Origin of the sequence: Mesorhizobium sp. WSM2561 (assembly GCF_000513915.1) — a bacterium.
Taxonomy (GTDB): domain Bacteria; phylum Pseudomonadota; class Alphaproteobacteria; order Rhizobiales; family Rhizobiaceae; genus Mesorhizobium; species Mesorhizobium muleiense.
The window spans coordinates 1-13,940 of sequence record NZ_AZUX01000018.1; the positions used below are offsets into that span (position 1 = coordinate 1).

At 63.9% G+C, this 13,940-nt stretch carries 12 protein-coding genes and 1 pseudogene; 3 read left to right on the top strand and 10 right to left on the bottom strand.

Annotated elements, in window-relative coordinates; genetic code table 11:
* A pseudogene (locus M727_RS36630) lies at positions 1 to 273 on the top strand (amino acid decarboxylase); the annotation flags it as partial.
* A 108-nt stretch (positions 274 to 381) separates the two neighbouring features.
* Here M727_RS36630 and M727_RS0116595 read toward each other — a convergent pair.
* The 10 genes from M727_RS0116595 to M727_RS0116640 all read right to left on the bottom strand — a co-directional run bounded on the left by M727_RS0116595 (position 382) and on the right by M727_RS0116640 (position 11,730).
* The gene (locus M727_RS0116595) at positions 382 to 2,022 is read right to left on the bottom strand and encodes an ABC transporter substrate-binding protein (protein ID WP_027153608.1); all 1,641 of its coding nucleotides are present in this window, start codon (positions 2,020 to 2,022) and stop codon (positions 382 to 384) included.
* Positions 2,023 to 2,408: 386 nt separating this feature from the next.
* A complete protein-coding gene (locus M727_RS0116600) occupies positions 2,409 to 3,089 on the bottom strand; it encodes an isochorismatase family protein (protein ID WP_027153609.1) in 681 nt (226 codons plus the stop codon).
* Between the two features lie 85 nt (positions 3,090 to 3,174).
* Entirely contained in the window at positions 3,175 to 4,479 is a 1,305-nt protein-coding gene (locus M727_RS0116605) for a Xaa-Pro peptidase family protein (RefSeq protein WP_027153610.1), read from the bottom strand.
* Positions 4,480 to 4,785: 306 nt separating this feature from the next.
* Positions 4,786 to 5,763: a GlxA family transcriptional regulator gene (locus M727_RS0116610; protein ID WP_027153611.1), complete on the bottom strand. Its 978-nt coding sequence runs from the start codon at positions 5,761 to 5,763 to the stop codon at positions 4,786 to 4,788.
* A 245-nt stretch (positions 5,764 to 6,008) separates the two neighbouring features.
* Positions 6,009 to 6,149, bottom strand: a complete 141-nt coding sequence (locus M727_RS43790; protein WP_084646767.1) for a DUF1059 domain-containing protein — start codon at positions 6,147 to 6,149, stop codon at positions 6,009 to 6,011.
* A 129-nt stretch (positions 6,150 to 6,278) separates the two neighbouring features.
* Positions 6,279 to 7,460: a cystathionine gamma-synthase gene (locus tag M727_RS0116620; protein ID WP_027153612.1), complete on the bottom strand. Its 1,182-nt coding sequence runs from the start codon at positions 7,458 to 7,460 to the stop codon at positions 6,279 to 6,281.
* On the bottom strand, positions 7,457 to 8,884 hold the full coding sequence (locus M727_RS0116625) for a pyridoxal-phosphate dependent enzyme (RefSeq protein ID WP_027153613.1): 1,428 nt from the start codon (positions 8,882 to 8,884) through the stop codon (positions 7,457 to 7,459). Before M727_RS0116625 ends, M727_RS0116620 begins: the two co-directional genes overlap by 4 nt.
* A gap of 371 nt (positions 8,885 to 9,255) precedes the next feature.
* Entirely contained in the window at positions 9,256 to 10,605 is a 1,350-nt protein-coding gene (locus M727_RS0116630; protein ID WP_027153614.1) for an FAD/NAD(P)-binding protein, read from the bottom strand.
* A 37-nt stretch (positions 10,606 to 10,642) separates the two neighbouring features.
* On the bottom strand, positions 10,643 to 11,095 hold the full coding sequence (locus M727_RS0116635) for an Rrf2 family transcriptional regulator (RefSeq protein ID WP_027153615.1): 453 nt from the start codon (positions 11,093 to 11,095) through the stop codon (positions 10,643 to 10,645).
* Positions 11,096 to 11,544: 449 nt separating this feature from the next.
* Positions 11,545 to 11,730: a hypothetical protein gene (locus M727_RS0116640; protein ID WP_027153616.1), complete on the bottom strand. Its 186-nt coding sequence runs from the start codon at positions 11,728 to 11,730 to the stop codon at positions 11,545 to 11,547.
* A gap of 305 nt (positions 11,731 to 12,035) precedes the next feature.
* On the opposite strand from M727_RS0116640, the gene M727_RS0116645 reads away from it, so the two are divergent.
* Together M727_RS0116645 and M727_RS0116650 are read left to right on the top strand one after the other, a co-directional pair.
* Positions 12,036 to 12,395, top strand: coding sequence for a septal ring lytic transglycosylase RlpA family protein (locus M727_RS0116645; protein WP_023802673.1), 360 nt, complete (start codon positions 12,036 to 12,038; stop codon positions 12,393 to 12,395).
* Between the two features lie 265 nt (positions 12,396 to 12,660).
* Complete coding sequence (locus M727_RS0116650; protein WP_027153617.1) at positions 12,661 to 13,938, top strand: polyhydroxyalkanoate depolymerase; 1,278 nt, start codon at positions 12,661 to 12,663, stop codon at positions 13,936 to 13,938.
* Positions 13,939 to 13,940: the final 2 nt, after the last annotated feature.

The window sequence follows — 13,940 nt, forward strand, 5'->3', positions numbered from 1 at the left end:
TACCGTGGCGACGGGCTGACGGGAGAGCGGCAGAAGGAACTCAACACCGAGATCATGCTGCGGCTGCAGGAAGACGGCATCGCCGTCCTCTCGGATACGACGGTGCACGGCCAGCATTGCCTCAGGGCAGCGATCAACAACCACCGCACCCGGCGCGACGACCTGGATTTGTTGGTGCGGGAGACGGTGCGGCTTGGACGGGAGGTTTCAAGGCGTGGCGTGGCTCTGCCTTCTCCCCTTGTGGGAGAAGGTGGCCGCGNAGCGGCNGGATGAGGGGTGTTCCAGCTTGGCACCGCCGCACTCCATCCAGCACCCCTCTTCCGTCTTGGCGCTGCGCGCCAATCCACCTTCTCCCACAAGGGGAGAAGGAAAGACCCGCGATCACGCCTCGAGCCAAACCTTGTCGAAATGCTGCTCCAGCGACTGATGCTGCTCGCAGCCGTGCACGCCCTTGCGGAACGTCCGGTAGACCGAGCGCCAATAGGGCTGGATGATGATGCCGGAGTCGCGCAGATTCCGCTCGATCTTGGCCATGATCTCCTTGCGCGCACTGGCGTCGGGTGTGGCCAGCGCCTTGTCGAGCAAGGCGTCGAACTCCGGGTTGGCGTAGGCGGTCTCGTTCCAGGCAGCGCCCGATCTGTAGGCCAGCGCCAGCACCTGGACGCCCAGCGGCCGGCCGAGCCACTCGGTGCAGGAAAACGGATATTTGCTCCAGTCGTTCCAGAACGTCGCCGCCGGCAGCACGGTGCGTTTGACCTTCAGCCCGGCGTCGCGCATCTGCGCGGCGATGGCGTCGCCGGTGTTCTTCTGCCAGTCGACATCGACGGAGATGAGCTCGTATTCGTGATCGGACTTGCCGGCCTCGGCAAGCAGCGCCTTGGCTTCGTCGACATTGCGGACGGCCGGGCCGATAGCGGCGTATTCGGCATGCATCGGGCCGACATGATGGTTCTCGGCCGGCTTGCCGCGGTCGTCCATGCCGATCTTCAGGATTGCGGCATTGTCGACGGCGAGCTGGGCGGCGCGCCGCACCCTGATGTCGTCATAGGGCGGATTGCCGACGTTGAAGCGCGCGACGATGGTCGAGCCGGTGGCAAGCTCGGAATTGCTCAGACCCATGGCGTCGGTCTGCGAGACGGTATCGGCGGCGGTTTCGTGGTTGGTGTCGATCTCGCCCGATTCGAAGGCCGAAAACATCGCATTGGGATCGGAGCCGTAGTCGACCCATTGGATGCCGTCGAGCCAGAAATCGCCCTTCCACCACGGCTTGTCCTTGCGGCGGACCTCGGCGCCGACCTCGGCATCCCATGCCACCAGTTCGCAAGGTCCAGTGGTGATCGCCAGGGCCTTCAGCGGATCGCTGTCGCCGTCGTAGCTGCGGTGCATGATCAGCGCCGGATAGTCGGTCATGCCGGCAATCAGCGAAATGTCGGGCTTCGGCAGATTGAGCCGGACGGTAAAGTCGTCGACACGCTCGATGCCGCCGTCGATCGGCTTCTTGGTGGCGGCGTCGACCAGCGCCCCCATCCGCTCGGCGACCGAATTGCCGGCAACGCTCGCATCGCACCAGCGCGTCAGGTTGTGGACGACGTCGTCGGCGTTGAAAGTGTCGCCGTTCGACCAGGTGATGCCCTTGCGGACGTGCAGCGTCAGCACGCGGGCGTCGTCGCTGGTCTCCCAGCTCTCAAGCAGCCACGGCTCGAAGGTGAAATCGCGGTTCCAGCGCACCAGATATTCGTTGCAGTGGCGGGCAACATTGGACATTTCGACGCCGTCGAAGGTGCGCGGGTCCTTCCAGCCCTTGACGTTCATGGCGACGCGCAAGACGCCGCCGCGCTTCGGCTCCTGCGCCCTGGCCGGGGAAGGCGCGAGGCCGCCAAGCGCCAGCGCGCCGGCGACGCTGACGCCAAGTGCTGCCATGGTGGCGAGATATTCGCGCCGGTTCATGCTGCCTTTTTTAAAACCGTCGGCGACGGGCTCGGCCTGCGGATGCAGCGCTCTTTCGGTCAGCATCAACTTCATCGTCGAATCCTCCCTGTCGGCGCCCGGTCGACCGCGTCGCGGGGGCGGATGCGGCCGCCGGGCGCCTTTCGCCAAGCGATGATAGTGCGGGATTCAGCGAGGAAGTGTTCGGGTTTCCGCAGTTGTTGTGCGTTGTTCCGCAGAAGCTTGCGCTACTGCGGCGCAGAACCTTTCGAGACGCCGGCGGGACAGCGCCCCCCTCTGCCCTACCGGGCATCTCCCCCACTTGGGGGGAGATCGGCTGTCGTCCCGGCTCGCCAATTTCCAACATCGCAGCAGGAGCGCAGCGCCGAAGCTGCCAATCTCCCCCCCCGTGGGGGAGATGCCAAGTTTTGGCAAGGAGGGCAGGACAGAGGGGGGCGCCAAGGATCGCCAGCCTTCCTGGTTCAGAGCTCGGCGTATAGCCGGGCGGCGTTTTCATAGGTGAAGCGCAAAGGCACCGAACCCACGACCTGCCATGCATCGACCGTCTCGCCTGTCATCAATCGGCAGGCGCCCTCGGTTGTGGTGACGGCGCCGCCATAGAGCCGGTTGGCAAGGTTGAGGATGGCGGTCTGGTGCATCGCCGTGCTCCCGCTGCCGCAGGCATCCTTGACCAGCAGCACGCGAAAGCCCGATGATACCGCATCCCTGACGGTGGCGTCGATGCAGGCCTCGGTCCACACGCCGGCAACGACCAGCCATTCGATGCCTTTGGCCCTGAGCCGGCCCGCGGCAGGGCCCGAACCGAAGGCGCTGGCCTCGGTCTTGACCAGCATCATCTCGCCGTCGACCGGCGCCACTTCCGGACAGATCGCCGTCAGCGGATCGTCCTTGTCGGAGAAGGCCGACCTGCCATTGGCATCGACCGGATGGAACCGCCGCGCCTCCCTGGTGAGATCGACGATATAGGCCGAATGGTAGAGCAGCACATCGTTGGCCCGTGCCGCCGCCTGCAGGCGCTGGACGTTGGCGAGGATGTCGGCAAAACCCTCGACCAGATAGCGCTTGTCCTGCCGGTGCTCCTCCTGGAGGTCGACGAACACCGCGGCCGCCGTGCCGCGTCTGATCGAGACCGGGCCCTTCATGCGGACACCTGAACGAAAGCATGAGCGCTGCGGTTAGTCCCGACGATTTGCGATACCGCACCGCGATTGGTGGTGGATGTTGGGATCAAACCTGTTTCTCCAGAAAATCGTCCTCATAGGGAAAGCGCGACAAAAGCTCGGTGCCGGTCTCGGTGACCAGGATCTCGTCCTCGAGCTTGACGCCCTCGCGTCCGCCTTTCTCGCCGATATAGCTCTCGACGCTGACCACCATGCCGGGCACGACAAAACCGTCGCGGCCATAGGTCTCGTAGTCCATGGCGTGCGCGATGAACGGCGTCTCGCCATGCATGCCGACGCCGTGCATGACAGACGTATAGCGCTGGTCGACGAAGCGGTCGGGGATATTCCAGGCCTTTTCGGCGATCTCGCGAAACGCCATGCCCGGCCTGACGATCGAGATATTGTGCTGAACCTGGTCGTGGGCCATGCGGTAGAGCGATTTCTGATAATCCGTCGGCTTGCCCGGGCCGCAGCGGAAGGTGCGCGAGAAGTCCGAATAATAGCCGTAGCAGCCGATCGTATCGGTATCCAGCGCCAAGAGTTCGCCGGGCCTGATCTTGCGGCCGCTGGCTTCGTTGAACCACGGATTGGTGCGCTGGCCCGAGGTCAAGAGCCGGGTTTCGATGAACTCGCCGCCCTGCCGGATCACCTCGTGATACATGATGGCGAACAGTTCGTTTTCGGAAACGCCGGGCTTGATCGCCTCGCGCACCGCATAGACGGCCGCCTCGGCGCCGGCCATCGACACTTGCAGGCATTTTACCTCTTCGGGCGTCTTGACCGCCCGCACGGCAAGAATTTCGCCCTGGCAATCCCGGACCTCGCAGCCGCGCTTTTCCAGCGCCAGCGCCTGCAGATGGCCGCAGCGGTCGAGGCCGAGCTTCATCGAGCCGCCGCCATGTACCTTGAGCAGCTCAGTGATCTCGTCGGCGAAGGGGCCGGCGGTCTCGTCGTCGCGGCCCGACACCGAAGACCACACCAGCTTGGACGGCCGCGCCTCGTCGATGGTGTCGAGCACCATCGAGACATGATAGCTCTGCGGATATTCGAACAGCACGATCGGCCCTTCGGTCGGGATGAAGAAGTAGCGCGTCGAGTTGCGCAGAAAATAACCGAACATGTTGCGCGAGCCGGTGGCGTAGCGCTGGTTGTAGGGGTCGAACAGCACGACGCCGCCATAGCCGGCCTCGCGCATCCAGGCACGCAGCTTCGCCAGCCGGCCTTTGCGCAGCGCGTCCGCATCGATGAAGGACGGCTCGGTGTCGGACAGCCACATGCCGCCGGCCGGATCCGCCGCCGCCGGGTGGCGCATGCGGTTCTTGAAGTCGACGTCCTCAGTGCTGTCGGGGTCGAACACGACAATGCTCATGGGTGCCTCCTGGAAGCCCTGAACATAGCGGTGCACCGCGAAGAGGCTGTGCGGAATTTCGCAGATGTTGTGCCGGATACCGCTTGAAGCCGTTCCGTGATGCTCTACGGCGCCCCCTCTGTCCTGCCGGACATCTCCCCCACTTGGGGGGAGATTGGCAGCTTCGGCGTTCCGCTCATTCCTGTAACGTTGGCGATTGGCGAAATCAGCGATGACAGCCGATCTCCCCCCAATTGGGGGAGATGGCCGGCAGGCCAGAGGGGGGCGCTGTCCCGCCGTCGTTGCGCCGCGTCAGCGCGCGGACGCCTAATGCCTCCGCGCCACCTTCGGCGCATGCCCATGCTCCTCCCGAAACGCCCGCGCAAAGCTCGACATCGAAGCAAAACCGCAGGCCAGCGCCACGTCGCGCACCATCAGCGTCGAATGCGCCAGGAGGTCGGCGGCGCGCTTCAGCCGCAGGCGGCGGTAATAGCCGTTGGGCGAGATGGCGAGCTCGGAGCGGAAGTTGCGTTCGAGCTTGTCGGAGGAGACGCCGAGCTTTTCCGCCAGCGCCGCCATGCCGAGCCGCTCCTCCACCGCATCCTCCATGATGGCGATGGCCGACAGCACCAGTTCGTTCTGGACGCCGGTGCGTAACCGCAGCGGCATCAGCTTGCGGTCGACGCTGGAGCGCAGCGGGCTGTGCACGAACCATTCGGCGACGCCGGCCGCGAGTTCGGCGCCATAGTCTGATGTGATGATCTCCAGCATCATGTCGAGGCTGCCGACGCCGCCGGCCGAGGTGAAGCGCTTGCGGTCGATCACGTAGAGATCGCGCCTGAGCTCGATGTCCGGAAACGCCTCGGTGAACGCCGCCTGGCTGGTCCAGTGCAAGGTGCAGGCATGGCCGTCGAGCAGGCCGGCGCGGGCCAAAAAGAAGGCGGCGTCCGCCACCGCGCCGATATGGGCGCCGCCGCGTAGGCTCCTGCGGATCCAGCTCACCGCGTCTTCGGCCACGAGATGATCGGCATCGCCGCCCGAGCAGACGACGATGCGGTCGACCTTCGGCGCATCGCCGGCGAAAAAGCCGGGCTGGATGACGACCCCGTTCGAGGCCGCGACCGGGCCTTCAGCGGCGCCGACGATGATCCAGCGGTAGCATTCTTTCTTGGCCAGCACGTTGGCCGCGCGCAACGGCTCGATGACCGAACTGAACGCCATCATCGGAAAGCCGGGGAAGACCAGCACCGCGAAGGTGAGCGGGGCGTCGTTTGCCGTCGGCTGGTCTCGCTCTCGAGTAGTCATGACTTCAACCGTGCCTGTGGGCAATTGCAGGGAAGGCCACAATTCCGCCGGATGCCACTCAGGTCAACGGGCGGTTGGGTCAGTTTGAAAATTCCATCGCGCCTAGGCGTTGTCGCCTATCGGCCGAACTCCTAAATGCTTGCCGTAGCATTGGAGATAGTGACGGTCGCACTGCGCGGCCCGTATTAGAAGCGAGTTTAGGTCGCTAAAATTAGCTTCTTGACCTGTTTACGGTCTTCCGGCGATCATTGCTTCGGGTCTTCCCCGTGAGCGATCGCGCCGTGAAGCTCGACGTGCTTCATCACTTCCGCCTCGGTCTCTGCCGTGAACATCGCTGGACAGGCCTCGTTTCCCGGATAATCCCTGCAACGATACGAGTAAGCCATGACTTTCCCTCCAGGTTGCCCCGATAGCAAAGCGAGGGTACGTCGCCTTTGTCAATTCACAGTTGGATGCGCCAGTCAGCCGGGAAATTTCAAACTGACGCCACTATCCAACAGGGCACGGACCCCCCTTCAACTCGCCAGCGCCTGATCCAGATCCGCGATCAGATCGTCGCCATCCTCGATACCCGCCGACAGCCGCACCAGCGAATCGGAAATCCCGATTTCCGCGCGTTTTTGCGCCGGGATCGAGCCGTGCGTCATCAGTGCGGGGTGCTCAATCAGGCTTTCGACGCCGCCGAGGCTTTCGGCCAGCGTGAACAGTTGCGTGTGCTCGAGGAAGCGTTTGGTGCCGGCGAGGTCGCGGTCGAGCTCGACCGTGATCATGCCGCCGAAGGCGTGCATCTGCCGCCTGGCGATGGCGTGCTGCGGGTGGCTGGGGAGACCGGGATAGATGACGCGGCGGATGTCGGGACGGCTTTCCAGCCAGTGCGCGATCTTCTGGCCGTTCGACGAATGGCGCTCCATCCTCAGCGCCAGCGTCTTGAGGCCGCGCAGCGCCAGAAAACTGTCGAACGGTCCGGAAATGGCGCCGATGGCGTTCTGCAGGAATTTCAGCCGGTCGGCGAGATCCTTGTTGTCGCCGACCACGGCGACGCCGCCGACCATGTCGGAATGGCCGTTGAGGTATTTCGTCGTCGAATGCACCGATATGTCGATGCCGAGCTCCAGCGGCCGCTGCAGATAGGGGCTGCAAAAAGTGTTGTCGGCAACCGAGAGCACGCCTTTGCGCCTGGCCAGTGCCGCGACCGCTTCGAGATCGACGACGCGCAGCAGCGGGTTGGTCGGCGTCTCGACCCAGAGCAACCTGGTTTCCGGGCGGATCGCCGCTTCGACCGCGGCCAGGTCGGTGAAGTCGACGAAGTCGACCTGCAAATTGGCCGAGCGCTTGCGCACCCGCTCCAGCAGCCGGAACGTGCCGCCATAGATATCGTCGGTGGCGACGACATGGGCGCCGGAATCGAGCAGTTCGAAGATGGTGGCGATCGCCGCCAGCCCCGAGGCGAAAGCGAAGGCGGCTGCGCCGCTTTCGAGATCGGCCACTGCGCGCTCGAAGGCAAAGCGGGTCGGGTTCTGGCTGCGGGCGTATTCAAAACCCTTGTGCACGCCCGGGCTCTGCTGGCCATAGGTCGAGGTCGCATAGATCGGCACCATCACCGCGCCGGTCGTCGGGTCGTGGCTCTGGCCGCCATGGATGGTGCGCGTCGAGAAGGCCAGGCGGTTGCTGCCCGATACGGTGGCTTTGATGGTCATCTTGCGCGGCGCCTCAGATGGTTGATCAGGTCGATGCGGGTAATCAGGCCGATGAATTCGTCGCCGTCGAAGACGATGGCGACCTCGTTGCGGTCGAACACCGGCAGCAGCGCGTCCAGCGTCTGGCTGGCCTGCAGCGTGTGCAAATTGGCGGTCATCGCCGTGCGCACCGGGGCCTTGAAACGGTCCCAGCGGCTGTCATAGGGGCCTTCGACGTGGGCGAGGATATCGCTTTCGTCGACGATGCCGACGAGCTTGCCGTCGTCCAGCACCGGCAGTTGCGAGACATCCGAACGGCGCATGCGGCCATAGGCGTTGAGCAGGCTTTCGTCCGGGCCGACAGACACGATGTCGCCGGTGCGGTGCGTGCGCATCACCAGGTCGCGCAGATCGCCATGCTGCTCGTGCTCGGCGAGGCCCTGCTCGATCAGCCAGAAATCGTCGAACACTTTCGACAGATATTTGTTGCCGCTGTCGCAGACGAAGGTGACGACCCGCTTCGGCACGGTCTGCTCGCGGCAATAGCGCAGCGCTGTCGAAAGCAGCGTGCCGGACGACGAGCCGGCGAGGATGCCCTCCTTGGAAAGCAGGTCGCGCACCGCCAGCATGCTTTGCTTGTCGGTGATCGAGTAGGCCTTCTTGACCAGCGACAGATCGGCATTGGGCGGGACGAAATCCTCACCGATGCCCTCCACCGTCCAGCTGCCGGCCTCTTGCATCTTGCCGGTCTTGATCAGGGGCGCCAGCACCGAACCGACCGGATCGGCGAGAATCATCTCGGTCTTCGGCGAGATTTTTGCGAAATAGCGGCCAAGCCCGGTCAGCGTGCCGCCCGAGCCGACGCCGACGACCACTGCATCGACGTCGCCGTCGAGCTGCGAATAGATCTCCGGACCGGTCGTGGTTTCATGGGCGTCCGGATTGGCCGGATTGGCGAACTGGTTGGCATAGAAGGCGCCGGGCAGCTCGGCGGCGATCTTTTCGGCCATGTCCTGATAGTATTCGGCGTGGCCCTTGCCGACATCGGAACGGGTCATGCGCACTTCGGCGCCGAGCGCCCGCAGATGCTGGATCTTCTCGCGCGACATCTTGTCGGGCACGACGAGGACGATGCGATAGCCCTTGGGGATGCCGACCTGGGCGAGGCCAAGGCCGGTGTTGCCGGCGGTCGCCTCGACAATGGTGCCGCCGCGCCTCAGCTTGCCCTGTTTTTCGGCGTCGGCGATCATCGACAGCGCAATGCGGTCCTTGATCGAGCCGCCGGGATTCTGGCTTTCGAGCTTGATGAACAGCCGGCACTTGCCGATGTCGAATTTGGTCAGCTCGACAACCGGCGTCTGCCCGATCAGGTCGAGAACCGATGCATAGGGCGGACGCAGGCGGGACATTGCCCTGTCCGGGAGGGCGATCTTGTGCACGCTCATGCTGATGCTCCATGGTCAAGCGACCGCCTTGGGCAGGCTGTCAGCCTATCTTCTTTTCCAGCCGTTTGTAGTCTGAAAGAAGATAGATCGTGCCAATCCGTTGGCCAGACGGGGAATGGGATTCCGGTGGGGCCGCTCCGTCACGCCAATCACGATAAGGTCGCGGGACAGCNCCCCCCTCTGGCCTGCCGGCCATCTCCCCCAGGTGGGGAGATCGGCAGCTGCGCTGACCCGCCATTCTTTCGACGTTTGGGATTGGCGAAGCCTTTGCGACATCCAATCTCCCCCCTCGTGGGGGAGATGCCAAGTTTTGGCAAAGAGGGCAGGACAGAGGGGGGCGCCGTAGAGCGCCGGCCTCACCAGTCATATCCTCACCCGAGCAGCCGCTTCCCCAGCCGCGCGCATTGCACGCGAATATCCGGTATGGCGTCGATCTCGAAGAAGGTGCCGCGGGTCAGCGGCCCGACCGCGAGAATCTTGGCCGATACGGTGCCGTCGCTGGCGATGACCTCGCAATTGTCCGATACGTCGAGGCCAAGGCGCAGCGGATCCGGCCGGGCCAGCCCGCGGTCGACCAGCGATCGCACCACGCTGTTCGACGTTGTCGAGATGTCCCTGGCGATGCCGGTGCAATCGTAGATGCGGGCGACATCGAACGTCTCGATGTTTTGCGTGTGGCGCGACTGGACCTGCACGCTGAATTCGTCGCCCGCCGTGATGCCGACGACGCGCCCGGCGACAAGCCGGATGCGGCCCGACTGCACCGCCTCGGTGACACGGGCATAGACTTCCGGCGCCATGCGATGGCGGTGGATGTCCCACCACGCCTTGGTGTGCTCGACGAAGCGGCGCTTGGCCGAAGACGGCCAGTTTTGCCAGATCTTCTGGTTGAACGGCCTGAGACCGTCGACGACGTCGCGCCAGTCGATGCCGGCCTTCTGGTTTTCCCGGATCAGGTCGCGGAACCAGCCGACGAAATAGGAGAGCTGGGTGCCGAGCGGAATGTCGGCGACGTCGAGCTTGATCGGATTGCCTTTGCGATGCGGCGAAGGCAGCAGGCCGCGCCGCGACACCGCAATAATCTCGCCGCGATGGCCGCGCTGTTCGAGCGACAGGAAGGCATCGACCATGCTCAAACCCGTGCCCAGCACCAGGACTCGGGCTTCCCCGTCGACCACGGTGTCGGCCTCCGATCCCATCCTCGTCGCATGGCCGTGGCCGGCGCCCGGCTCCTCGTCATGTCCGGTCGCCAGCACGGCAAGGTGGGCGACGACGCTGGTGCCGTTGGCCAGCGCCACCTCGACCCCGGATCCGGTCGGCGAGATCGACAGGCTCTCCTCGCGGATCAGGCGAAGACGCCCCGTCTCGCGGGCCTCGAGCTCGTCCAGCAGTTCCTTCAGGTAGCGGGCGTAGACGCTGCGCGGCGCGTAGACCGGCGCCTGCTCTGGGGTTGCCAGGCCGCGCTCAAGCAGCCAGCGCCAGAAATTGCCGGGGTCGTCGGCATGGGCGCTCATGCCGGCCGCGCTGACATTCAGCACATGCGCCGACAGCAGCGTGGAATAGGCGATGCCCTGGCCGAAATGCGGGCGCTTTTCGATCAGCGTGACACGCAGATCGGGATTGGGCGACTTCAACAGATGCGCGGCAAGGACGACGCCGCTGGCGCCGCCGCCGACGATAATGATCGAACTTGGGACAATCGAATTTGCGCGGCCGGTCATGCGCGCACCAAGTGCCTGAGGAGCCGTCGGTTCCGGCTCAGGCCTGGATTTTCAACGCAGCCGAAAGGTCGTCGTCGCCGGCGATATCGCGCATCTCGGCGAGGCTGCGCTGATCCAGCACCTCGGCGATCGCTTGCCGGACCTCCAGCATCAGATGTCGGACTTGGCATGTCGCCTCGTTGCAGTCTTCACAGCGCGAATACCGGGTGCGGCTGGCGCAGGGAATTGGGGCAAGCGGTCCGTCGAGCACGCGCACGACGTGGCCGATCTTGATTTCATCCGCCGGCCGCGCCAGGCGGTAACCGCCCTCCTTGCCCTTGCGACTCTGGACGAAACCGGCATTGCGCAGTTCGCCGAGGATGGCGTCGAGAAATTTCTTCGGAATGTTGTTTCCGGTGGCGATATCGGCAACGAAGGCGAGCTGACCAACCGGCAGCCGCGCCAGATGGACGAGCGCCTTGAGGCCGTACTTGCCCTTCTTTGTGAGCATGGACCGAACGTTTCTCTGTCATGCAATGGCGCAAGGCCACCGGTTGCGAAACGCCTGGCGTGCGTCCCCACCGCGTCCGCGTCCAGGCTTTCAAGACACATAATTCTAGTGACATGATATACAAGACGGGCACCATTGATTTTGCTTGATTTTCAAGCCGCTGCGACGACTTGCCGGACGTTTTTCCTCCTGAAGCCGGGAGGCACGCCAATGGCGACAGCCAGCCCTCGACCCTCATGCGGGTGATCGCCGCGATATGGACATCGCTCCGTTCTCCCAATTCCTGCAATGTCGATAAGACTACTATACTTAGCCGCGATACAGGAACCGGTTTTCAAATCGTCGGCCATTCGCAGCATTCATTTGCCGAAGCTGCGTGCAAAACAGGAAATGCTTGTTTGCGGCGGGCGCGCATTCGCCGGTCGACCGAAACGCCGCCAGGGTGAGTGTCAGGGGAGCGAACGGTTCGCCCACACCAGTCCGCCTAGGCCGACCAGCGCAGTGACGATGCCGATATAGAGCCATTGCGACTGGCCGGTCATGAAGCTGCCGCCGACGAGGCCGATGCCCTGCAGCGACCACAGCGCACCGCTGGCGAGCACAATCAACGCCAGCAGATTCTTGATCAATCTCATCGTCGCAATTCCCTTCCCAAGTCGATCGTCAATTCCGCCATGACCGCGATGGCAAGGCGAAAGGAAGCGACCCGATCGCTCTCACATCTACTTGCATGATAAAGCCGGGTCTTGCCGGAAACACCCCGGTGCTGGTGCGAAGACCACCAGACATACATCGGCGCAATCCCGACATTCCATGACAGACTGTTTCCCGCCGACTCCAAACGTGTACTGTTGTCATGGAACCGCCAGACGACTGCCGCATTTGGTGCCACATTCCATCCGTAACGGCCGGGTCTGTCAAACGGAGCCCCTTGCCGCAGATGAAGAAACCCAACCGGACCGCGCTTGTCGCGGCGGCGATAGCGGCTGGCCTGATGGTCGGCGCATCCACCTCCCCTGCCGCCGCGCAATGCGGCCGCGCCTCCTGGTACGCGCTGACCTCGAAGACCGCTTCCGGCGAGCGGATGAACCCGTCGGCGCTGACCGCCGCGCACCGCACCTTGCCTTTTGGCACCAGGCTGAAGGTCACCAACCGCAAAAACGGCCGCAGCGTCGTCGTGCGCATCAACGACCGCGGCCCGTTTATCAAGGGTCGCGTAATCGACCTGTCGAAGGGCGCAGCGGGGCGGCTCGGCTTCATCAGCTCAGGCCATGCTGCTGTGTGCACCGACCGCGTGTGAATGGCCGCGCCGCTTTGCGGCCAGGCGGATGAGGGGCAGCGCAAACCTGAAGCGATTACCCATGCTCTCTCCGGCACCTTTCGCAGCTGCACAATAAGCCGGCTGCCGCCGTTCAAAACCGATTTTCAACGCCTTAGACAAAAGTATAAGCATAAATCAATTCAATTGACGTATTGCATCGCAGCAGTTTGTTGTTAACCTTTGCGCGAGAGATTCAAGGCTCGGCACTGCTGTCGTCCCTTCGGTCGCAGCAGCGGAGTTCTCGATGTTCTACCAGCTCTACGAATTGAACCACGCCGCCGTTCAGCCGGCCCGCGTCTATGCCGATGCGGTGCGGATGTTCTACACCAATCCGCTCAATCCGTTTGCGCACACATCCTGGGGCCGCTCGGTCGCGGCGACGGCCGAATTGTTCGAGCGCACGACGCGCCGCTACAGCAAGCCGCAGTTCGGCCTGACCAGGACCGTCGTCGACTGGAAAAGCGTCGCTGTCACCGAAAAGACGGTGTGGTCGCGGCCGTTCTGCAATCTGCTCCGTTTCGAGCGGGCGGTTCCCGCCGGCCGCCGGCCTGATCCGAAGCTGCTGATCGTGGCGCCGATGTCCGGCCACTACGCGACGCTGCTGCGCGGCACGGTCGAGGCGATGCTGCCGCATGCCGACGTTCACATCACCGATTGGGTCGACGCCCGCATGGTGCCGCTCAGCGAGGGCAGCTTCGACCTCGACGACTATATCGACTACATCGTCGACATGCTGCATGCGCTGGGCCCGGACACCCATGTCATGGCGGTGTGCCAGCCTTCAGTCCCGGTGCTGGCGGCGGTGGCGCTGATGGAAACGCGGGGTGACCCGTTCGTTCCCTCGACGATGACGCTGATGGGTGGGCCGATCGACACCCGCCGCAATCCGACCGCGGTCAACCTTCTGGCTGAGGAAAAGGGCACCGACTGGTTTCGCGACAACGTCACCATGCAGGCGCCATGGCCGGTGCCGGGCTTCGGCCGCGAGGTCTATCCCGGCTTCCTGCAGCTTTCGGGTTTCATGAGCATGAATCTCGACCGCCACATCATCGCCCACAAGGACTTCTTCATGCACCTGGTGAAGCATGACGGCGACAGTGCCGAGAAGCACCGCGACTTCTACGACGAATATATGGCGGTGATGGATCTGACAGCGGAGTTCTACCTGCAGACGGTCGACACCGTGTTCGTCCGCCATGCTCTGCCCAAGGGCGAAATGATGCATCGCGGCATCGCCATCGATCCCGCCGATATCCGCAATGTCGCGCTGTTCACGGTCGAGGGCGAGAACGACGACATTTCCGGCCTCGGCCAGACCCAGGCCGCGCACGACCTCTGCATCAACATCCCCGCGGACAGGCACGCCCACTACATGCAGCCGGCGGTCGGCCATTACGGCGTCTTCAACGGCTCGCGCTTCCGATCCGAAATCGTGCCGCGCATCGTCGACTTCATCACCAGCTATGGCCGCCAAACCCGCGTTGCGGTGAGGCCGAAGCTGGTTCGCACCGCCAAAAAGTAAAG

Bases quoted from the DNA above. Each gene is read 5' to 3' on its own strand.
- M727_RS0116650 (WP_027153617.1), top strand. From the start codon at position 12,661: ATGTTCTACCAGCTCTACGAATTGAACCACGCCGCCGTTCAGCCGGCC.
- M727_RS0116635 (WP_027153615.1), bottom strand. From the start codon at position 11,095: ATGCTCACAAAGAAGGGCAAGTACGGCCTCAAGGCGCTCGTCCATCTG.
- M727_RS0116600 (WP_027153609.1), bottom strand. From the start codon at position 3,089: ATGAAGGGCCCGGTCTCGATCAGACGCGGCACGGCGGCCGCGGTGTTC.
- M727_RS0116625 (WP_027153613.1), bottom strand. From the start codon at position 8,884: ATGAGCGTGCACAAGATCGCCCTCCCGGACAGGGCAATGTCCCGCCTG.
- M727_RS0116630 (WP_027153614.1), bottom strand. From the start codon at position 10,605: ATGACCGGCCGCGCAAATTCGATTGTCCCAAGTTCGATCATTATCGTC.
- M727_RS0116610 (WP_027153611.1), bottom strand. From the start codon at position 5,763: ATGACTACTCGAGAGCGAGACCAGCCGACGGCAAACGACGCCCCGCTC.
- M727_RS0116620 (WP_027153612.1), bottom strand. From the start codon at position 7,460: ATGACCATCAAAGCCACCGTATCGGGCAGCAACCGCCTGGCCTTCTCG.
- M727_RS0116645 (WP_023802673.1), top strand. From the start codon at position 12,036: ATGAAGAAACCCAACCGGACCGCGCTTGTCGCGGCGGCGATAGCGGCT.
- M727_RS43790 (WP_084646767.1), bottom strand. From the start codon at position 6,149: ATGGCTTACTCGTATCGTTGCAGGGATTATCCGGGAAACGAGGCCTGT.
- M727_RS0116605 (WP_027153610.1), bottom strand. From the start codon at position 4,479: ATGAGCATTGTCGTGTTCGACCCCGACAGCACTGAGGACGTCGACTTC.
- M727_RS0116640 (WP_027153616.1), bottom strand. From the start codon at position 11,730: ATGAGATTGATCAAGAATCTGCTGGCGTTGATTGTGCTCGCCAGCGGT.
- M727_RS0116595 (WP_027153608.1), bottom strand. From the start codon at position 2,022: ATGAAGTTGATGCTGACCGAAAGAGCGCTGCATCCGCAGGCCGAGCCC.